General features: G+C 73.1%; 13 protein-coding genes. 5 read left to right on the top strand and 8 right to left on the bottom strand.

Features of this window, described 5'->3' with window-relative positions; genetic code table 11:
* Nucleotides 1-74: 74 nt before the first annotated feature.
* Nucleotides 75-524 carry an Rv3235 family protein gene (locus JYK04_RS17785; protein ID WP_229876894.1) on the bottom strand — a complete coding sequence of 150 codons (450 nt, stop codon included), beginning with the start codon at nt 522-524 and terminating at the stop codon, nt 75-77.
* 301 nt (nt 525-825) lie between these two features.
* Between JYK04_RS17785 and JYK04_RS17780 the strand changes: the two genes are divergently transcribed.
* The 3 genes from JYK04_RS17780 (at nt 826) to JYK04_RS17770 (ending at nt 7,347) form a co-directional block, all read left to right on the top strand.
* Nucleotides 826-1,326, top strand: a complete 501-nt coding sequence (locus JYK04_RS17780; protein WP_189747343.1) for a DUF6912 family protein — start codon at nt 826-828, stop codon at nt 1,324-1,326.
* Nucleotides 1,323-2,015 (top strand): HAD family hydrolase, encoded by a 693-nt coding sequence (locus tag JYK04_RS17775; protein WP_189747341.1) that lies wholly within the window; start codon nt 1,323-1,325, stop codon nt 2,013-2,015. The genes JYK04_RS17780 and JYK04_RS17775 overlap by 4 nt, the downstream gene beginning before the upstream one ends.
* A gap of 367 nt (nt 2,016-2,382) precedes the next feature.
* The gene (locus tag JYK04_RS17770) at nt 2,383-7,347 is read left to right on the top strand and encodes an NAD-glutamate dehydrogenase (RefSeq protein WP_189747339.1); all 4,965 of its coding nucleotides are present in this window, start codon (nt 2,383-2,385) and stop codon (nt 7,345-7,347) included.
* A 200-nt stretch (nt 7,348-7,547) separates the two neighbouring features.
* Here the strand turns inward: JYK04_RS17770 and JYK04_RS17765 are convergent, their stop codons facing one another.
* Nucleotides 7,548-8,336: an ABC transporter ATP-binding protein gene (locus JYK04_RS17765; protein ID WP_189747337.1), complete on the bottom strand. Its 789-nt coding sequence runs from the start codon at nt 8,334-8,336 to the stop codon at nt 7,548-7,550.
* Entirely contained in the window at nt 8,329-9,240 is a 912-nt protein-coding gene (locus JYK04_RS17760; protein WP_189747335.1) for an ABC transporter permease, read from the bottom strand. Before JYK04_RS17760 ends, JYK04_RS17765 begins: the two co-directional genes overlap by 8 nt.
* Nucleotides 9,241-9,376: 136 nt before the next feature.
* Between JYK04_RS17760 and JYK04_RS17755 the strand changes: the two genes are divergently transcribed.
* Nucleotides 9,377-10,006, top strand: a complete 630-nt coding sequence (locus tag JYK04_RS17755; protein WP_189747333.1) for a TetR/AcrR family transcriptional regulator — start codon at nt 9,377-9,379, stop codon at nt 10,004-10,006.
* Here the strand turns inward: JYK04_RS17755 and JYK04_RS17750 are convergent.
* From JYK04_RS17750 to JYK04_RS17730, 5 genes are all read right to left on the bottom strand, one after another.
* Nucleotides 10,003-12,237 carry a bifunctional glycosyltransferase/CDP-glycerol:glycerophosphate glycerophosphotransferase gene (locus tag JYK04_RS17750; RefSeq protein ID WP_189747331.1) on the bottom strand — a complete coding sequence of 745 codons (2,235 nt, stop codon included), beginning with the start codon at nt 12,235-12,237 and terminating at the stop codon, nt 10,003-10,005. The genes JYK04_RS17755 and JYK04_RS17750 overlap by 4 nt on opposite strands.
* A gap of 91 nt (nt 12,238-12,328) precedes the next feature.
* Entirely contained in the window at nt 12,329-13,282 is a 954-nt protein-coding gene (locus JYK04_RS17745; protein ID WP_189747329.1) for a carbohydrate ABC transporter permease, read from the bottom strand.
* The gene (locus JYK04_RS17740; RefSeq protein ID WP_189747327.1) at nt 13,279-14,598 is read right to left on the bottom strand and encodes a carbohydrate ABC transporter permease; all 1,320 of its coding nucleotides are present in this window, start codon (nt 14,596-14,598) and stop codon (nt 13,279-13,281) included. The genes JYK04_RS17745 and JYK04_RS17740 overlap by 4 nt, the downstream gene beginning before the upstream one ends.
* 4 nt (nt 14,599-14,602) lie before the next feature.
* Nucleotides 14,603-15,961, bottom strand: a complete 1,359-nt coding sequence (locus tag JYK04_RS17735; RefSeq protein ID WP_189747325.1) for an ABC transporter substrate-binding protein — start codon at nt 15,959-15,961, stop codon at nt 14,603-14,605.
* 119 nt (nt 15,962-16,080) lie between these two features.
* Entirely contained in the window at nt 16,081-19,008 is a 2,928-nt protein-coding gene (locus JYK04_RS17730) for an FtsK/SpoIIIE domain-containing protein (RefSeq protein ID WP_189747323.1), read from the bottom strand.
* 436 nt (nt 19,009-19,444) lie between these two features.
* Between JYK04_RS17730 and JYK04_RS17725 the strand changes: the two genes are divergently transcribed.
* On the top strand, nt 19,445-21,226 hold the full coding sequence (locus tag JYK04_RS17725) for a serine/threonine-protein kinase (protein ID WP_189747320.1): 1,782 nt from the start codon (nt 19,445-19,447) through the stop codon (nt 21,224-21,226).
* Nucleotides 21,227-21,384 lie beyond the last annotated feature (158 nt).

Raw genomic sequence — 21,384 nt, 5'->3', positions numbered from 1 at the left:
AGGGGGGCGCCTCAAACTCCCCCAGCTACCGCTGGGAGGTACCCCCTGGCGGGGCTGGATTCGGCGGGGCTGAGTCACGGGCGGGGGCCCTGGATTTCCACCGCGGCGCAGCGCCAGCGGAGGTCCGGGCCCTGTTCGAGGCGGAAGGCCATGGCGGTGAGGCGGTCGCCCGTGGCGATGCGGGCGAAGGCCTCGATGACCCCCGGGCCCGGGGTGAAGCGGCCGCACTGGCGGACGACCGGGCGGAGGCGGTCGCGGAGGGGGTCCGTGGGGGCCAGGGCGATCAGCTGCTGGTAGGCGGGGCCGATGGTGTGGCCGAGGAGCGAGTGGACCGGGCGCAGGCCGCTGACCACCGCGAGGAGGTGTTCGGCGAACCAGTGGTGCGGGCCGAGCCGCAGGGTCCGCGGGGGGCCGGCGGGGCGCCGCGGGTCCCGGCGGCCCGCGGGCCCGGTCCGGGTCCGGCCCGCGGCCCGCCGGCGGCTGCCGTCGTTGCCGGTCATCGTGCCGCGCATCGTGGTGTCCATCGCCAGCTGCCCCCGAACGGTCCGGGCCCGGAGCGGTACCGGGCGGTAACTTGATGGGGATCTTCTACGGCCGCCGAACACGCTCCGCAACCACGCCCGCGGCCCGCCCGGCCACCGGCCCGCTTCACCTATCCGGGTGGGCGGCGGCCGGTCACCCGCCCCGGCCGGCGCCCGCCCGCGTACCCGGGTGGACGGGTGCGGCCCCCGGTCCGGCGCCCGAAGGGGGACGGGGTCCATCACCCGCCCGGCGGCGTCCGAGTCGTATCCTGAGGGCGTTTCCGACTACCGAAAGCAGCCGGCCATGCGCGTGTACGTCCCCCTGACCCTCCCCGGGCTCGCCGAGGTGCACCGGGCGGGTGAGCTGGGCCCGGCCCCGCTGCCGGCGTACGCCGTCACTCCCGGTCTGCGCGAGTGGTACGCGTCGGACGACATCGAGGAGCTGGAGTACGCGGCCCTGAACCGGGCCGCCCTCGCCTCCCTGCGGCTGGTCGCCGCGGACGCGGACGCCCCGCGCCGGCGCGTCGTGGTCGCCCTCGACGTCGACGACAAGGCCGCCACCGCCACCCCCGGGGCCGACGAGGCCGCGCTCGGCCGGGTGGCCCTCGCCGCCGCCGTACGGCTCTCCGTGGCCGCCGCCGTGCACGTGGACGCCGATGACGCCGAAGAGGACGTGGCCGCCGCCGTACGGGCCCTGGAGGCCGCCGACGGCGGCGACGCGGACGCGCAGCTCACCGTCGACGGGGCCGAGGACCACGACCTGCTGTGGTTCGGCCTGCAGGAGATCCCGGGGCTGCTGAAGTGAGCGAGACGACCGCCGCGAGCGCCGCCACCCGCCCGGACCACATCGTCTGGGACTGGAACGGGACGCTCCTGCACGACATCGACGCCGTCATAGCCGCGACCAACGCCTCCTTCGCCGAGCTCGGCTTCGCGCCGATCACCCTGGAGACCTACCGCGACCTGTACGTCGTGCCGGTGCCGAAGTTCTACGAGCGCCTCATGGGGCGGCTGCCCACCGAGGAGGAGTGGCTCGTCATGGACGACACCTTCCACCGCCACTACTGGGCCGCCGCCGAGGACGCCGGGCTGGCCGAGGGGGCCCGGGAGCTGCTCCGGGACTGGCAGCTGGACGGGCTCACCCAGTCCCTGCTGTCCCTCGCGCCCCACGACAAGCTCGTCCCCCTGGTCCGGGCCCACGGCATCGACCGGCACTTCCTGCGCGTCGACGGCCGGATCGGACCCTCCCACACCTCCAAGGCGGGACACCTCGTACGCCACCTGGCCGCCCTGGACGGGACGGGTGTGACGGCGGACCGTACGGTCCTCATCGGAGACGCCGTGGACGACGCCCTCGCGGCCGCCCACGTGGGTGCGCGGGCGGTGCTCTACACGGGCGGTTCGCACAGCCGCAGCAGTCTGGAATCAGCCGGAGTGCCGGTCGTGGACAGCCTGGCCGAGGCCGTACGGACAGCTCGCGAGCTGGCCGGATAACGACGGAACGGGCCGCTGCACGGACGGCCGGTCACGTCGCTGGCCAGAGTGTCAAAGTTCTACCCCAAGATTTGTACAGATGCAGCGAATGACGTCCTGGGGGTAGGTCGGGATAGCCTTGTACCCGTGATCAGCGCGATAGTCATCGGGGGCACTGGTGCCTCCGGCCTGCGCCCGGCGCACGACCGTGCCCGGGCCTTCGCTGATCCCCGCCCCCGGGACCGTCGGCCGATCATGGCTCATTCCCTCCCGGTCGGCTCTCTCGACGGCATAGCGTCGATCCCGAACGGACACCCCGCCTCGCGGCGCTATGTCATTCCTTCCTTCACCTACGTCACGCAATGGCGCGCGACAGGAGCCAGAGGACATGCAGACCAAGCTGGACGAAGCAAAGGCCGAGCTGCTCGCACGGGCGGCCCGGGTAGCTGAGCACAGCCCGGCCGGGGGGCTACTTCCGACTGGGTCCGAGCGGGGAGAGCGTCCAGACCAGGACACGGTTCTCTCCTACCTCCAGCGCTACTACCTGCACACGGCGCCAGAGGACCTCGCGGACCGGGACCCGGTCGATGTGTTCGGAGCCGCGCTCTCGCACTACCGGCTCGCCGAGAACCGGCCGCAGGGCACCGCGAACGTGCGCGTGCACACGCCCACGGTGGAGGAGAACGGCTGGACCTCCAGCCACTCCGTCGTCGAGGTCGTCACCGACGACATGCCGTTCCTCGTGGACTCCGTGACGAACGAGCTGTCCCGCCAGGGCCGCGGCATCCACGTCGTGATCCACCCGCAGGTCGTCGTCCGCCGCGACGTCACCGGCAAGCTGATCGAGATCCTCGGTCCCGACTGCGACGCCCACGGTCCCCGCACGGCGCGCCCCCACGACTCCCTCGTCGAGTCCTGGATCCACGTCGAGATCGACCGCGAGACCGACCGCGCCGACCTCAAGCAGATCAACGCCGATCTGCTGCGCGTCCTGTCCGACGTTCGGGAGTCCGTCGAGGACTGGGAGAAGATGCGCGACGCCGCGCTGCGCATCGCCGAGGGCCTGCCCGAGGAGCACACCGCCCCCGACCTGCGCGAGTACGAGCTCGAAGAGGCCCGTGAGCTGCTGCGCTGGCTCGCCGACGACCACTTCACCTTCCTCGGCTACCGCGAGTACAACCTCGTCGACGGCGATTCCCTGGCCGCCGTGCCCGGCACCGGCCTCGGCATCCTGCGCTCCGACCCGCACCACAGCGGCAAGGACGACGGCCACCCGGTCTCGCCGTCCTTCAACCGGCTGCCGGCCGACGCCCGCGCCAAGGCCCGCGAGCACCGCCTGCTGGTGCTGACCAAGGCCAACAGCCGCTCCACCGTGCACCGCCCCTCGTACCTCGACTACGTGGGCGTCAAGAAGTTCGACGCCGACGGCAACGTCGTCGGCGAGCGCCGCTTCCTCGGCCTGTTCTCCTCCGCCGCGTACACCGAGTCCGTGCGCCGCGTCCCGGTCATCCGCCGCAAGGTCGTCGAGGTCCTCGACGGCGCCGGCTTCGCGCCGAGCAGCCACGACGGCCGCGACCTGCTGCAGATCCTGGAGACGTACCCGCGCGACGAGCTGTTCCAGACCCCGGTCGACCAGCTCCAGGCCATCGTCACCTCCGTCCTGTACCTCCAGGAGCGCCGCCGGCTGCGGCTGTACCTGCGCCAGGACGAGTACGGCCGCTACTACTCGGCGCTCGTCTACCTGCCCCGCGACCGGTTCACCACCGGGGTGCGGCTGCGCCTGATGGACATCCTGCGCGAGGAGCTCGGCGGCATCAGCGTCGACTTCACCGCGTGGAACACCGAGTCGATCCTCTCCCGCATCCACTTCGTCGTCCGCGTCCCGCAGGGCACCGAGCTGCCCGCGCTGACCGACTCCGACGTCGAGCGCATCGAGGGCCGGCTCGTCGAGGCCGCCCGCTCCTGGGCCGACGGCTTCCAGGAGGCGCTGATCGCCGAGTGCGGCGAGGAGCGCGCCGCCGAGCTGCTGCGCCGCTACGGCACCTCCTTCGCCGAGGGCTACAAGGCCGACCACTCGCCGCGCGCGGCCGTCGCCGACCTGGTCCACCTGGAGCGGCTCGCCGCCAGCGACCGCCAGTTCGCGCTCTCGCTCTACGAGCCCGTGGGCGCGGGCCCCGGCGAGCGCCGGTTCAAGATCTTCCGCACCGGCGACCAGGTCTCGCTCTCCGCCGTCCTGCCGGTGCTGCAGCGCCTGGGCGTCGAGGTCACCGACGAGCGCCCGTACGAGCTGCGCCGCTCCGACCGGGTCAGCGCCTGGATCTACGACTTCGGTCTGCGGATGCCCCTCTCCGGCAACGGGGACAGCTACCTCGGCGACGACGCCCGCGAGCGCTTCCAGGACGCCTTCGCCGCGGTCTGGCAGGGCGACGCGGAGAACGACAACTTCAACGCCCTGGTGCTGAGCGCCGGGCTCACCTGGCGGCAGGCCGTCGTCCTGCGCGCGTACGCCAAGTACCTGCGCCAGGCCGGCTCCACCTTCAGCCAGGACTACATGGAGGACACCCTCCGCAACAACGTCCACACCACCCGACTGCTGGTCTCGCTCTTCGAGGCCCGGATGGCGCCGGTGCGCCAGACCGCCGGCAGCGAGCTCGTGGACGCCATGCTGGAGGAGCTCGACGGGGCCCTGGACCAGGTCGCCTCGCTCGACGAGGACCGCATCCTGCGGGCCTTCCTCACCCTCATCAAGGCCACGCTGCGCACGAACTTCTTCCAGCTCAACGGCGTGGGCGAGCAGCACTCCTACGTGTCGATGAAGTTCGACCCGCAGGCCATCCCGGACCTGCCGGCCCCGCGCCCGGCCTTCGAGATCTGGGTGTACTCCCCGCGCGTCGAGGGCGTCCACCTGCGCTTCGGCAAGGTCGCCCGAGGCGGCCTGCGCTGGTCCGACCGCCGCGAGGACTTCCGTACGGAGATCCTCGGCCTGGTCAAGGCGCAGATGGTCAAGAACACCGTGATCGTGCCGGTCGGCGCCAAGGGCGGCTTCGTCGCGAAGAACCTCCCCGACCCGTCGGTGGACCGTGACGCCTGGCTCGCCGAGGGCATCGCCTCGTACAAGATCTTCATCTCGGCGCTGCTCGACATCACCGACAACATGGTCGCCGGTGAGGTCGTGCCCCCGAAGGGCGTGGTCCGCCACGACGAGGACGACACCTACCTCGTCGTCGCCGCCGACAAGGGCACCGCGACCTTCTCCGACATCGCCAACGGCGTGGCCGAGTCCTACGGCTTCTGGCTCGGGGACGCCTTCGCGTCGGGCGGCTCGGCCGGCTACGACCACAAGGGCATGGGCATCACCGCCCGCGGCGCGTGGGAGTCCGTCAAGCGGCACTTCCGCGAGCTGGGCCACGACACCCAGACCGAGGACTTCACCGTCGTCGGCGTCGGTGACATGTCCGGCGACGTGTTCGGCAACGGCATGCTGCTCTCCGAGCACATCCGCCTGGTCGCCGCCTTCGACCACCGGCACATCTTCATCGACCCGAACCCGGACGCGGCCACCTCCTACGCCGAGCGCCGGCGCCTGTTCGAGTTGCCGCGCTCCTCGTGGGCCGACTACGACACCTCGCTGATCTCGGCGGGCGGTGGCATCCACCCGCGTTCCGCGAAGGCCGTCCCGATCACCGCGCAGGTCCGTGAGGCCCTCGGCATCGAGGCGGGCGTCACCAAGATGACCCCGGCCGACCTGATGAAGGCGATCCTGCAGTCCCCCGTGGACCTGCTGTGGAACGGCGGCATCGGTACGTACGTCAAGGCAACCGCCGAGACGCACGCGGACGTCGGCGACAAGGCCAACGACGCCATCCGCGTCAACGGCTCCGACGTGCGGGCCAAGGTCATCGGCGAGGGCGGCAACCTGGGTCTGACCCAGCTCGGCCGGATCGAGTTCGCCCGCACCGGTGCGGGCGGCGAGGGCGGCAAGGTCAACACCGACGCCATCGACAACAGCGCGGGCGTGGACACCTCCGACCACGAGGTGAACATCAAGATCCTGCTCAACGCGGTCGTCACGGACGGCGACATGACGGTCAAACAGCGCAACAAGCTGCTCGCCCAGATGACCGACGAGGTCGGCCATCTGGTGCTGCGCAACAACTACGCGCAGAACGTCGCGCTCGCCAACGGCGCGGCCCAGGCCCCGAGCCTGCTCCACGCCCAGCAGCGCTACATGCGCCGGCTGGAGCGCGACGGGCTGCTGGACCGGGCGCTGGAGTTCCTGCCCACCGACCGGCAGATCCGCGAGCTGCTGGGCGGTGGCAAGGGCCTGACCCAGCCGGAGCTGGCCGTGCTGTTCGCCTACACCAAGATCACGGTGGCGGACGAGCTCATCGCCACCGAGCTCCCGGACGACCCGTACCTGCGCCGTCTGCTCTTCGCGTACTTCCCGGCCGCCCTGGCCGAGCGGCTCACCGAGCAGATCGACACGCACGCGCTGCGCCGGGAGATCATCACCACCATCCTGGTCAACGACACCGTCAACACGGGTGGTTCGACCTTCCTGCACCGTCTGCGCGAGGAGAGCGGGGCCTCCACGGAGGAGATCGTGCGCGCGCAGCTCGCGGCCCGCGAGATCTTCGGCCTGGCCGACGTGTGGGACGCGGTGGAGGCGCTCGACAACAAGGTCGCCGCCGACGTCCAGACCCGGGTGCGGCTGCACTCGCGTCGCCTGGTCGAGCGCGGTACCCGCTGGCTGCTGAACAACCGGCCGCAGCCCCTCCAGATCACCGAGACCATCGCCTTCTTCCAGGAGCGGGTGGGCCAGGTCTGGGCCGAGCTGCCGAAGCTGGTGCGCGGCGCCGACCTGGAGTGGTACCAGTCGATCCTGGACGAGCTGACGGGCGAGGGCGTCCCGGAGGAACTGGCCGCCAAGGTGGCCGGGTTCTCCTCCGCCTTCCCGGCGCTGGACATCGTCGCGATCGCGGACCGCACGGGTGTGGACCCGCTGGAGGTCGCCGAGGTGTACTACGACCTCGCCGACCGTCTGGCCATCACCCAGCTGATGGACCGGATCATCGAGCTGCCGCGGTCCGACCGCTGGCAGTCGATGGCCCGCGCCTCCATCCGCGAGGACCTGTTCGCGGCGCACGCGGCGCTGACCGCGGACGTGCTGTCGGTGGGCAACGGCACTTCGACTCCCGAGGAGCGCTTCAAGGCGTGGGAGGAGAAGAACATGGCCATCATCGGGCGGGCGCGGACGACTCTGGACGAGATCCAGGGGTCGGACGACTTCGACCTGGCGAACCTGTCGGTGGCGATGCGGACGATGCGGTCGCTGTTGCGCGTGCACAGCTGATCGCGGGGTTGTACGGAACGGGCCGGGCCCGGGACCTTCGTGGTCCCGGGCCCGGCCCGTTGCGGTTCCGGAGTGTCCGCGGGTGCGGCGCCGTTGCGGGGGCGCCGCCCCCGGACCCCCGCGCCTCAAACGCCGGCGGGGCTGGAAAATCCAGCCTCGCCGGCGTTTGAGGCGCGGGTCTGGGCGGAGCCCAGGAAAGGTCAGCGGCCCGCTGTGAAGGCCTCGTAGGCGTCGCAGACTTCCGCCGAGGGGCCGTCCATGCGGAGCACACCGGCCTCCAGCCAGATCGCGCGGTCGCAGGTCTCGCGGACCGTGTTGATGCCGTGGCTGACGAGGAAGACGGTGCCGGCGTGCTGGCGGAGTTCCTCGATGCGGGCCTGGCTGCGTCGCTGGAAGGCCGCGTCGCCGGTGGCCAGGGCCTCGTCGATCATCAGGACGTCGTGGTCCTTGGCGGCGGCGATGGAGAACCGCAGCCGGGCACCCATGCCCGAGGAGTACGTCCGCATGGGCAGGGAGATGAAGTCGCCCTTCTCGTTGATGCCGGAGAAGTCGACGATGTCCTGGTAGCGCTCGCGGATCTGCTGCTTGGACATGCCCATCGCGAGGCCGCCGAGGACGACGTTGCGCTCGCCGGTCAGGTCGTTCATCAGGGCGGCGTTCACGCCGAGCAGGGACGGCTGGCCGTGCGAGTAGATCCGGCCGCGGGCCACCGGCTGGAGACCGGCGATGGCGGCCAGCAGGGTGGACTTGCCCGAGCCGTTGGAGCCGATGAGGCCGATGGCCTCGCCCTTGTACGCGGTGAAGGTGACGCCCTTGACGGCGTGCACCTCCTTGATGCCGGGGGGCGCCTTGCGGGAGAAGACCCGGCTGAGCGCCGCGGTGGCCCCGCCCTTGCGGGCGCCGGCGCCGTGGACCTTGTAGATGACGTGGACCCCGTCGGCGATGACGGTCGGTACCCGGGTGTCAGTCTGCGCCGCGGTGTCAGCCACGTCCGTACTCCTCTTCTGCCTTCCAGAACCAGATGAATCCGCCGACGCCGGCGAGCAGGGCCCAGCCGATGGCGAGCGGCCACGCGTGCGGCGGGAGCGAGTGCGCCTGGAAGCTGTCGATCAGCGCGAAGCGCATCAGGTCGATGTAGACGGCCGCGGGGTTGACCTTGAGCAGCGTGAGCACCCAGTGGTGCGGCAGGTGGTCCGACCGGAGCATCTGGTCGATGGACCACATGACGCCCGAGGAGTACATCCAGGTGCGCAGGATGAAGGGCATCAGCTGGCTGACGTCCGGGCTCTTGCTGCCGATGCGTGCCATGACCATCGCGCAGCCGGCCGCGAAGACGGCCATCAGCATCAGGGCCGGGACGGCCAGGAACCAGGACCAGGCGGGCCGCTGGCCGAACGCCAGCAGCAGGATGACCAGGGCGCCCATGGTGACGAGCAGCTGCTGGAAGAGCTGGACGACCGTGGAGATGGGCAGGCTGGCGCGCGGGAAGTGCAGGGCGCGGACCAGGCCCCGGTTGCTGTGGACGGCGCGGGTCCCGGCGTTGATGGAGCTGCCGATGAAGTCCCAGACGAAGATGCCGGTGATCAGGAAGGGGACGTAGTCCGGCACGCCGTGGCTGGCCTTCATCACGATGCCGAAGATGAAGTAGTAGACGGCCGCGTTGAGGAGCGGGGTCACCAGGTGCCAGAGCTGGCCGAGCTTGGCGGTGCTGTACGTGGCCTGCATACGGGCGGTCGCGTACGCGGTCACGAAGTGGCGGCGGTCCCAGAGTTCCGCGATGTAGCGGGGGAGCGTGGGGCGGGCGCCGCTGAGGGTGAGGCCGTGGGCGGCGGCGAGTCGCGCGAGTTCCGCGGAGGGCGCGGACTCGGTCGTGGGTGCGGTCGCGGTGGTCACAGGGTTCGCTTTCGACGGGGTCAGTACGTCACTGCCGAGGTCGGGACGGGTCCGTATCGTCGCTACGGCGAGGTTAGGGCGTACTGCGTCGGAACGCAACCGTATCGTTGTGACGGGGCGCGGCTATGCTCTCTGCATGACCCCGGACCCCGCCGCCGCAGCTTCCGCCCCCGCCCCCGCCCGTAGAGCCCCCGCCGGGGCCGCGGTCCTGCGCGCGGACGTGACCGAGGCGATCCGCGACGCGGTGGTGGAGGAACTGGCCGCCGTCGGCTTCTCGAAGATGTCCATCGAGGGCATCGCCCGGCGGGCGGGGGTCGGCAAGACCGCGGTCTACCGGCGCTGGAAGTCGAAGCTGCACCTGGTGCTCGACCTGGTCGGGGCCTTCGCGGTGGACGGCCTGCCGGTGCCCGAGACCGGCTCGCTGTACGGGGACGTACGGGCCCTGCTGGAGGTCATGTCCCACGTGCTGCGGCACCCGGTGGCCTCCGCGGTCATCCCCGACCTGCTCGTGGAGGCGGCGCGGAACCCGGAGATCGCCGAAGCAGTGCGCGGCGCACTGCTCGACGGGCAGCGCCGCATGGCGGAGGGGATCGTCTCGGACGCGGTCGCCCGCGGCGAGCTCCCGGCGGGCATCGACCCGGCCCACGCCCTCGACCTGCTGATCGGCCCGCTCTACTGGCGCCAGGTGGTCGTCCGGGACGCGGTGACGGGCGGCCACCTCGACGTCTTGGCCCACCAGGTGGTGGCGGGCCTGAAGGCAGCCTAGGAGGTCAGGGCCGGAGCCGGAGCCGCGGGGGTTGGGCGGCGGTCCTCCAGGGGGATGACGGCCGGGGTCGGGGTCGTCTGTCCCAGGAAGACGCGGCGCACCACCCGCTCCGCCGCGTGGCCGTCGTCGTGCGAGCAGAAGCGCGCGCGGAAGGCCGCCCGCAGCTGCGCGGAGCGCGAGCCCTGCCAGTGGCCCGTGCTGAAGATGTCCACCAGCTCGTCCTCGGTCCGGGCGATCGCGCCGGGCGGGCACGACCGCAGGTCGAAGTACGTGCCCCGGGCCGCCTCGTACGCCTCCCAGTCCTCCGCGTGGATCACGATCGGCCGGTCCAGCGCCGCGTAGTCGAACATCAGGGACGAGTAGTCCGTCACTAGCGCGTCCGAGGCCAGGCAGAGCTCTTCCACCGAGGGGTGGGAGGAGACGTCGATCAGCCGCGGGTGCGTGTCCGGGGAGGGCGGGACGTCCGCGTACGTGAGGTGGGTGCGGGCCAGGATCGTGAAGCGCGGGCCCAGGTCCCGCAGCACCCGCTCGAAGTCCAGGTGGTCCGGCCGGCTGCGCCGGTAGTCGCGGTGCGTGGGCGCGTACAGGACGGCCGTCGAGCCCGCCGGGATGCCGAGGCGTTCGCGCAGCTCCAGCACTTCGGCCGGGTCCGCCCGGTGGAAGACGTCGTTGCGCGGGTAGCCGTACTCCAGCGTCGTGTACGAGGACGGGACGGCCTTCTCCCACACCAGGGTGGAGTGCCGGTTCGAGGACAGCAGGTAGTCCCACTGGTCGGCGCCGCGCAGCAGGCCCGCGAAGTCCGGAGTCGGGGTGGCCGCCGGGCGGTCCTGGAGGTCGAGGCCCACCCGCTTGAGCGGGGTGCCGTGCTGGGTCTGAACGAGGACCTGGCCCGGGCGCTTGACCAGGGCGCGGTCGAAGTTGACGTTCGTGACCAGGTAGCCGGCCCGGGCCAGGGCGGTCCAGTACGCCGCCGAGCCCGGGCGCAGCGCCACCGTCGCGCGGGGCAGGGTCGGGGCGTGCTCCGGGGCGCAGATCCACGCCGTGCGCATCCGCGGTGCGAGCTCCCGCAGTGTGGCCTCGATGGCCGCCGGGTTGCAGGCGTAGCCGCCGTGCCAGTACGCGGAGAAGACCGCGAGCTCCGGGCGCAGGGGGAGGAGGCGCTGGGTCCGGTAGTGCAGGCGCAGGGCCGTCTCGCGCAGGCCCCGCCACAGGGCCGAGCCCGTGCGGCCGCTCGCCAGTCCGGCCGAGCGCAGCGCCGACAGCAGCCGGTAGGTGCGGCGGGCGCCCAGCCGCATCAGGGTGTGCCGGACGCGGTCGGTCCGCGACAGGGGCAGCGGCCGGGCACTGCTGCCGCCCTGGACGCGGTGGCGGCGCAGCAGGGCGCAGGCCCGGGCGAAGAACTCGGCCCGGGAGGTGCGCGGGAGGCGGCGCGGGTCGGCGTACAGGGCGCAGAAGTGCTCGGCCATCCGGTGGTGCAGGGCGGGGCGCCAGCGCTCCAGCTCGGGGCGGCCGGCGAGGTAGCCGAAGACCCGGTCGTACTGGTCGAAGACGTCGAGGTGTCGGCGGCCGGCGGTGGTCAGGATCGAGCCGGTGCGCCGCTGCCGGTGGTGGACGCAGACCCGGTCCAGGACGGCGAGGGACTCCGCGGCCAGCAGGGCCGGGCAGGTCCAGGGGGTGTCCTCGTAGAAGCCGGGCGGGAACGCGAGGCCCTCGCGCTCCACGTACTCGCGGCGGTAGGCCTTGTTCCAGACCGCCATCGGCATGCCGAGGAGGGCCGGGCGGTCGGCGAGCCGGAAGCTGGCCGGGCCCTCCTCGGACAGCCGGTGGGAGAGGCGGCCCGGTACGACCTCGCCCGACCAGAAGGTGCGCGCGTGGTCGTAGACCAGGACGTCGGGGGAGCCGGTGGCCTTCAGCCGGTCGGTGATGGCCTGCAGGGCGCCGGGGGCGAGGGTGTCGTCGCCGTCGAGGAAGATCAGGTAGTCGCCGCCCGCCCGCGCCAGGCCCGCGTTGCGGGCCGGCCCCGGGCCCAGGTTGTCCGCCAGGTGGACGGCCGTCACCCGGGGGTCACGGGCCGCGCACTCGTCGATGATCGAACCGCAGGCGTCCGGGGAGGCGTCGTCGACCGCGATCAGCTCCAGGTCCCGGTACGACTGGGCCAGGACCGAGTCCAGCCCCTCCTGGAGGTAGGCCTGGACCTTGTACGCGGGCACGATGACGCTGAACCGGGGCACGGCACATCCAGGGGTCGGCGCGGGCATATGGCCCAGGAACCCCGGGTGTGGCGACCGGGTTACGCGATGTGCGGCATCCGGGTTACCGGCGTCACTTGATCGCCCCGGCCATCACCCCCGAGACGAACTGGCGCTGGAAGGCGAAGAAGACGACGAGCGGGACCGCCATCGACAGGAACGCGCCGGGCGCGAGCACGTCGATGTTGTTCCCGAACTGTCGTACCTGCTGCTGCAGCGCGACCGTGATCGGCGGGTTGGCCGAGTCCGCGAACACCAGCGCCACCAGCATGTCGTTCCACACCCACAGGAACTGGAAGATGCCGAGCGAGGCGATCGCCGGCGCGCCGAGCGGCAGCACCACCCTGGTGAACAGCCGCAGTTCACCCGCCCCGTCGAGACGGGCCGCCTCCAGCAGCTCGCGCGGGATCTCCGCGAAGAAGTTGCGCAGCAGGAACACGGCGAAGGGCAGGCCGAAGGCGGTGTGGAAGAGGACCACGCCCGCCGTGGTCTCGAACAGCCCGATGGATCCGAAGAGTTCGGAGACGGGGATCAGTGCCACCTGCACCGGGACGACGAGCAGGGCGACGACGAGGAGGAACAGCCAGTCCCGGCCTGGGAACTCCAGCCAGGCGAAGGCGTATCCGGCCAACGCGCCCAGGGTCAGGACCAGCAGGGTGGCCGGCACGGCGATCGCGAACGTGGTCAGGAGGGAGCCGGTGATGGTGTCGTTCGCCAGCAGCCGCGCGTAGTTGTCGGCCGTCAGCCGCGAGGGTGCCGTGAGCACCTGCCACCAGCCGCCGCTGTTGAGGTCGGTGGGGGAGACGAGCGAGGAGAGCAGCAGCCCGAGCGTGGGCAGCAGCCAGAAGAGCGCCGCCGCGACCAGGAAGACGCGCAGCGCGCCCGAGGCGAGCCCGGCGGAGGCGCGCGCGGCGTACGAAGGCCTGGCGGAGGCGGAGGCGGAGGCGGAGGCGGGGGCGGAGGGCGAAGGCCTGGCGTACGCGGGTTCGGCGGCCGTCGGGTCCGGCGTCGCGTCGGTACCGCTCATCGGGACCCCTCCTTGCGCAGCCGACGGATGTTCACGAGCATCACCGGGATCACCAGCACCAGCAGCAGCACCGCGATCGCGCTGCCCAGCCCCGGATCGGCGTCCGTGCCGAAGGAGGTCCGGTACAGCTGGAGCGCGAGCACGTTCGCGTCGTCCTGGACCGCACCCGGGGCGATCACGAAGACCAGGTCGAAGATCTTCATGACGTTGATGACGAGGGTGACGAGCACGACCACCAGGACGGGCGCCAGCAGCGGGACGGTGATCCGCCGGAACACCTGCCACTCGTTCGCCCCGTCCACGCGCGCCGCCTCCAGCAGCTCACGCGGTACGGCGGCCAGCCCGGCCCCGATCAGCACCATCGCGAAACCGGCCCACATCCATACGTACGCCCCGATGACCGCCGGGGTCACGAGCGCCGGGCCGAGCCACTGCACCCCCGCGTACGCCTCCCGGAAATTGGCCGCGGGCAGCCGCAGCAGGGCCCCGTCGGCCTTCGCGGACAGGGTGAAGGTGCCGTCGGCGGCGGCCGTCGCCGTATCGACCACCCGGCCGTCCTTGACCGCCTCGATCCGCATCCCGGCGTAGCCCTGCTCGGTCGGGTCGACCACGTTCGTCGCCCCGCCCCCGCCCCGGGTGAAGTCCTGCCAGACGGTGCCGGTGACCTTCCCCGGCACGGCGTCGGACCCGACCGCGGTACGGGTCCCGTCCGGCAGCGCCTCCGGGGCCACGCCGACCAGCGGGAGCAGCACCGGGGTACCGGCGCGGACGGGATCGCGGGTGATGAAGGCACCCCCGCCGGCGTCGGCGAGCGGTGAGTCCCGGCCCGGACGGGCCTTGGGGAAGGCCGAGGACTCCGCGAAGGTGTCGTGGACCCCGACCCAGACCGCGTTGGCGACCCCGCGGTCGGGATCGTGGTCGTAGACGAGCCGGAAGATGATGCCCGCGGCCAGCATCGAGATCGCCATCGGCATGAACACCAGCAGCTTGAACGCCGTTCCCCAGCGCACCCGTTCGGTGAGGACCGCGAAGATCAGGCCGAGGGCGGTGGCCGTGGCCGGGGCGAACACCACCCACAGCGCCGTGTTCTTCAGGGCGGTGCGGATGGTGTCGTCGGTCAGGATCTCCCGGTAGTTGGCACCGCCGACGAAGGTGTCGCCGGAACGGTCGAAGAAGCTGCGGTAGAGGGAGTAGCCGATCGGGTGAACGACGAGCGCACCGAGCAGCACGAGCGCCGGGAGGAGGAACGCCGCCGCGATCAGCCGGCGGCGCCTGGCCTCCGCGGAGACGACGCCCTTGGCGGCAGGGGCCGGCACGGGATCAGTGCCCGTAGGCCTTGGCCGCGTCCGCCTCCAGTTTCGCCTGGGTGCCCGCCACGTCCGACGGGTTCGCCAGGAAGTCCTGGAGCGCCTTCCACTCACCCGCGCCCGGGGTCCCGCCGAAGGCCGCCGGGGCCTGGTCGGACATGTCGAAGCGGAAGTCGTCACCCGCGGCGATCAGCGCCTTGGCGATGTCCCGCTGGATGGCGTTCGGATAGGCGGCCGGGTCCACCGCCTTGTTCGGGGAGACGAAGCCGCCCTGCCGGGCGTGGATCTCCGCCGCGTCCGGCGAGGCCAGGAAGGTCAGCAGCGCCTGCGCCCCCTTCGACGGCTTCAGGGCGACCGCCACGTCGCCGCCCGAGACCACCGGAGCCTTCCCGCCGACCGCGGGGAAGGGGAAGACGAGGGCGTCCTCGCCCACCTTCGCCTGCGTCTGCGCGATGTTCACCGCCACGAAGTCGCCCTCGAAGACCATCGCGGCCGCCGGCCGGTCGCCGCCGGTGAAGGTCTGCGTCACCGACTTCGGGAACTCGGTGGCCAGCGCGCCGCTCTGCCCGCCCGCCAGGAAGTCCTTGCGGCCGAACAGTTCGCCGAGCGTGGTCAGCGCCTGCTTGACGCTGTCGTCCGTCCACTTGATCTGGTGCTTGGCCAGCTGGTCGTACTTCTCCGGCCCGGCCTGGGAGAGGTAGATGTTCTCGAACCAGTCGGTGAGGGTCCAGCCGTCCGCACCCGCCACCGAGACGGCCGGGGTGCCGGAGGCGGACAGCGTATCGGCCGCGGTGATCAGTTCCTTCCAGGTCTTCGGGGGCTTGACCCCCGCAGCCTCGAAGGCCTTCGCGTTGTACCAGATCAGCGACTTGTTGGCGGCCTTGTAGTACACGCCGTACTGGGTGCCCCCGACGGCGCCGAGCGTCCGCCAGCCCTTCGAGTAGTTCGCGTCGAGCTGGGCCGCGGCCTCCGGGCCGAGCGGCTGCACCCACTTGTTCTGCACCGCCGCCGCCAGCGCCCCGACCTGCGGGAGCAGCGCCACGTCCGGCGGCGCACCGCCCGCGATCTTCGTGCCGAGGAAGGTGACGATCGGGTCCTGGGCCGGGACGAAGGTGACGGTGGCACCCGTCCGCTTCTCGAACTCCTTCAGGACCTTGGTGAAGTTCTCCTGCTCCGGGCCCGTCCAGACCGCGGCGACCTCCAGCTTCTCGCCGGGCAGCTTCGGTAACTGCACCCGGGGTGCGGCCGTGCTGCCCTCGGGGCCTTGCGGCTCCTTCGTCCCGCCGTCCCCGCACGCGCCGAGCGTGAGGGCGGCCGCCGCCGCGAGCGCCGTCCAGGTGAGTGTCGTACGGCTCGTTCCGTGCCTGCGCATGGTTCTGCCCCCGATGCCCGTGATGTGTCCTGGACCACAAGGTCTACGCCGAGCCGTGCGCCCCCGCAATAGCGCCTCGCCGGGGCAGTACACCCACCGGAGGGTGTCGTGGCCGGACGTCAGGGCGCGGGCGGGAACAGCACGGGTATCGCCGAGACCAGGTGCGAGGCCCGCTCCAGGGCGCTGGCCAGCAGCGCGAGGTCGGTGGGCCCGTTGCCCAGCTCACGGACCGGACGGCGGGCCGGCGGATCGCCCATCCGCTCCCATTCCACCGGGACCACGGTCGGCCGCTGGGTCGCCGTCCGGGGGATGCGGCCGGTGACCCGGCCCGCCTGGAACGGCACCGTCCGGCCGTCGCCGAAGCGGAGCAGGCCGCGCCCCGGGCCCGGCTGGTCGGGGGCGTCGAGCTCCACGCGCAGGGTGGCCAGCCGGGCCGGCCCGGCATCCGCCGTACGGTCCGGCCGGGCGGTGGTGGCCACCAGGTGCACGCCGAGCCGGGCGCCCTCGCGGGCCACCGCCTCCAGCGCCCGGACCACCGAGCCCGCGGCGGGGCGGCCCGTACTGCCCAGCCCCGGTGCGACCAGCGCGTCGAGGTCGTCCACGAGCACCACCAGGCGGGGCAGCGGACTGGGCCCGGCCGGATCGGTACGGGGTGTCGCGGCCCGCAGCCGCAGCGTGCCGGTGCGCTGGGGGTCGAGGTCGCCGCGCTGCTCGCCCGCGGTGGGCCGGCGCGGCGAGACCATGCGGTCGGACACCTCGCGCTGCGCGTGCCACTCGGCGAAGGACAGGTCCTCCAGCAGCTCGGAACGGCGCTTGAGCTCCGCGCCCAGCGCCTGCGCGAACTCCCGCATGCGCAGCGGATCGGACGCGACCAGGTGGGCGCAGACGTGCGGGAGCTCGGTGCAGGGCACCAGCCCGTCGCCGCGCCCGCCGCCGGCCCCGTCGAGGAGGAGCAGCCCGAGCCGGTCGGGCCGGGCGGCCGCGGACAGCGACGCGGCCACCGAGCGCAGCAGCTCGGTCCGCCCGCTCCCGGCGGGCCCCTCGATGAGCAGGTGCGGGCCGTCGTGGACGAGCTCGGTGCCGACGGGCCCGCGGCGGCCGCTGCCCAGCACGATCTCGGCGAGGCCGCCCACGCCCTGCCCCTGGTCGGTGGCGGCGGCCCAGCGGGCCATCAGGGAGGCCGGGGTGGCCCGGGCCAGCCCCAGCTCGTCCAGCAGCCGCGCGGTGGCGGGCAGGGCGGCAGCGGTCGGCCGGTAGGGCTCGGCGGATCCGCCCTCGGCGGTGCGCAGCGGGGCCAGGGCCCGGGCGAAGCGCTCGGCCCAGGCGGCGGAGACGGCGTCGGCGGTGGCGGTGCCGCCCGACGGGACCGGCCGGCCGCCGCTGATCGTGAAGGTGCGTACGGCCGTGGCCACATCGCCGCTGAGCAGGGCGACCGCGCCGCAGTCCCGGAAGGCGGGGGCGCCCGCGCAGGCGGCCTCGTACGTCTCTTCGACCGGCGAGGCGGCGGTGGCGGCCGGGGCCTCGGCGAGCACGAGCACGTGGATCCCGGCGGCCGGGCCGTGCGAGGCGAGCCGTCCGGTGATGTCGCGCAGCGGGCCGGCTCCCGGATCGCCGTCGAGGACGACGAGCGTGTACGGGCCCTCGTAGACGGCGGCGGCCCGCCGGACCTGTCCGGCGTCGGCGGCGGTCCAGTGCGCGCCGAGCGGACCCTCGTCGAGGCGCCGGGTCAGCTCACCGGTGCGGGCGACGGCCTGGTCGCGGTCGTACGCGAGCAGCAGCCGGCAGTCCTGGCCGTGGGCGGGCCGTACGTGGGGCAGCCAGCCGAGCCAGCCCCAGTCGCGCCGCCGGTCGGCGAGGCCGCGCGCCCGGTCGGCGGAGATGAGCACGATCTCCAGCTGCCCCGGCGCGTGCAGTGCCGCCAGCTGCGCGACCACCCAGCGGGCGGCCCCCGCCAGCCGGGGCCGCGGGCCGGCCAGCCCGAGGGCGCCGACGGCGGGCAGGGACACCCGGCTCCCGGCGCCGAGCCCCACGTCCAGTACGGCGGGATGCCCGGGGGTACGGGACCACAGGCGCTCGGTGGGGCCCAGCGCGGCCAGCAGCACCGCGGCGGGATCGTCGGGGTCGGGTGCGGCGGCGGCCGGTTCCTGCGGGGCCTCGGCGGGCTCCTCGCCGCGCACCCACTTGCGGGCCCAGGCCCCGAGGCCCTTGCGCCGCCCGGGGCCGGTGCCGCTGCCCGGGCCGGGGCTCGGCGGTACGCCCTGCGGCCCGGCTTCGGGGGCGCCAGGGGCGCCGGGGGCCTCGGTTGCGGCAGACGCGGCAGACGCCGCCGGCGCGGCCGGTCCGGATGCGGCCGGATCCGCCCCGGGGAGCGGGCCGGGCGGCGGGCCGGGGGTGACGGGCCGGGCGGAGACCGACAGGTGGCCCTGGAGGTCCGGGGTCACCGGCAGCGCGGGAGCGCCCGCGGGGGCCAGCCGCAGGGTGGACTCGCCGACCCGCAGCAGCGCCCCCGGGGGCAGGGCGACGGGCTGCGCCCCCACCGGGGCGCTGTCCAGCGTGGTGCCGTTCGTCGAGTTCAGGTCGGCCACCGCGACCCGCCCGTCGGGGATGACCGTGACCGCGCAGTGCAGCCGGGAGACGTCGGGGTCGTCGAGGGGGACGTCGGCGTCGGCGGAGCGGCCCACCCGGATCTGCCCGCTGTGCAGCAGGTGCACCCCGCCCGCGTCGGGTCCGGCGACGACGTGCAGCTGGGCCGCGCCGAGGCCGTCCTCCGGCAGGACGTCCGGCACGGGCCCGTGCAGCGCCAGGACCGCGCCGTCCACGAGCGGCGGCTCACCGAGTACCCGCCGCTGCAGGTCGAGGCGCTCGGAGCCGGCGTACAGCACGACCGTGCCCCCGGTGTCGGGCCCGCCGACGGTCGCCGCGAGCCCGGAGGCGACCGCGGCCAGCGCGGTGCCGACGGGTGCGGTGACGAGCACGTCACAGCTCGCGGGGGCGGTCGCGGTCTGGTGGCCGCTGCGCGACCCAAGGACGGTCAGCCGGATCTGCATCGCCGTCAGCGGTCCCTTCTGCGCGGTGCGCGGTGTGTGCGCCCGGCAGGGGAATCCCGTGACATGACCGCCCGGTCGCCCCCCCACCCGGCACGGACGCGTCGTCCGGTCAGGTCTGCCCGGAAGGCGGGGCTCCCGTCCCGTGCCGTCCGTACATGTGCATCCTCGCACCTGTCACGGACAACACGCCCGGCACCCGGCAATAAATGATCTTGATGTTCCGGAACCCGGGTCGGACCCCGGTCGGATCCGGACACGAAGGCGGCGGAAGACGGGAAAATCGCCTCCGGCATACCCCGTAAACATCACCCTCCGTACATATGTACGGCAACCAACCTCCGGGGACCGGCGTCTTCCCGGGGGACACCCCCTAGAGTGGGCCGGAAAACCAATCAGCGGATCGACCACATCCGACGACAGCAGGGGAGCGCGAGACGTGCGGCCAGTCGGCAGCAAGTACCTGCTCGAGGAGCCGCTCGGGCGCGGCGCCACGGGCACTGTCTGGCGTGCCCGCCAGAGGGAGGCCGCGGGCGCCGAGGCGGCCGTCGCGGGACAGCCCGGCGAGACCGTGGCCATCAAGGTCCTCAAGGAGGAGCTGGCCCAGGATCCCGACATCGTCATGCGCTTCCTGCGGGAACGCTCGGTCCTGCTGCGCCTGACCCACCCCAACATCGTGCGCACCCGCGACCTCGTCGTCGAGGGCGACCTGCTGGCCCTGGTCATGGACCTGATCGACGGCCCGGACCTGCACCGGTACCTGCGCGAGAACGGCCCCTTCACGCCCGTCGCCGCGAGCCTGCTGACCGCCCAGATCGCCGACGCCCTCGCCGCCAGCCACGCCGACGGAGTGGTCCACCGCGACCTGAAACCGGCCAACGTGCTGCTCGACGAGCGCGGCGGACAGATGAAGCCGATGCTCACGGACTTCGGCATCGCCCGCCTCGCCGACTCCCCGGGCCTGACCCGCACCCACGAGTTCGTCGGCACCCCGGCCTACGTCGCCCCCGAGTCCGCCGAGGGCCGCCCCCAGACCTCCGCCGTCGACATCTACGGCGCCGGCATCCTGCTGTACGAGCTGCTCACCGGCCGCCCGCCGTTCGCCGGCGGCACCGCGCTCGAAGTGCTCCACCGCCACCTCAGCGAGGACCCGCAGCGGCCCTCGACCGTGCCCGAGCCGCTGTGGACGGTCATCGAGCGCTGCCTGCGCAAGGAGCCGAACGAGCGCCCCAGCGCCGAGAGCCTGGCCCGCGCGCTGCGCGTGGTGGCCTCCGGCATCGGCGTGCACTCCTCGGCCGCCGAGGTGGAGGCTGCGCTCGGCGTGGGCGCGCTGCTCGCGCCCGACCCCTCGCCGGCCCCGGTCCCCGAGACCCCCGACGCGGGTGCGCCCATGGGCGCGTACGACCCGAACGCCATGACGAGCGTCATGCCGCCGGTCGGCGCGGCCGACGCCACCTCGGTGCTGCCCATGGGGTCTCCGCGGCCCGGAGGGCCAGGGGAAACTGCGGGTCCCGGGGCGGCCGACCCGACCTCGGTGATGCCCCCGGTGCAGCGGCCCGACTCGCCGCACCCGTGGCAGTCGCAGATGCAGGCCGCCCGCGACCGCAACGAGCAGACGCAGATCCAGTACCTCGACCCGAACGAGGACCCGCTGCGCCGCCGTCCGCAGCGGCAGGCGCCCCCGCCGCCGCAGCACCGGCCCCAGCAGCAGCCGCCGCAGTACCGGCAGGGCCCGCCGCCCCCGCAGCAGCAGTACCAGCAGCCTCAGCAGCCGCAGTACCGCCCGCCGCAGCAGCCGCCCCAGCAGCAGTACGCGCCGCCCCCGCCGCCGCAGCACTACCAGCCGCAGCAGCACCAGCCCCAGCCGTACCAGCAGCAGCCTCAGCCGCAGCAGCCCCAGTACCGCCAGCCCCAGCCGCAGCAGCAGCCCCCGCAGCCTCCGCCGCAGCAGCGGCCGGCCCCCCGGGAGCCGCGCGAGCCGCGCCGCCGCAGCGCCAACCCGGTGCGGATCCCCGGCCTCGGCTGCCTCAAGGGCTGCCTGGTGCTGATCCTGGTGTTCTTCGTCGCGGGCTGGCTGGTCTGGGAGCTGACCCCGCTCCAGGAGTGGATCGGCACCGGCAAGGGCTGGTGGGACCAGGTCTGGACCTGGGGCGGCGACGCCGTGGACTGGGTCAGCTCGATCGGGGACTCCGTGAGCTCCTCGGGCTCGACCAAGCCCTGAAGCGAGCCCTCGTAGCTCCGACTTCGTGGATTTGTCGACTTCTGGGACATGATTTCGCTCGCAGAAGTGAAGGTCGCCGCGAATCCGGACCCCTGCTGGCCTCCAATGCCCACCCGGCCGCGTAGCTTTGGTGCGTACGCCAGCCGCTGAGGGAGCAG

Source organism: Streptomyces nojiriensis, assembly GCF_017639205.1.
Lineage (GTDB): Bacteria > Actinomycetota > Actinomycetes > Streptomycetales > Streptomycetaceae > Streptomyces > Streptomyces nojiriensis.
Note: the sequence above shows the minus strand (reverse complement) of the source record. Positions and strands in the feature narration are given on the sequence as shown.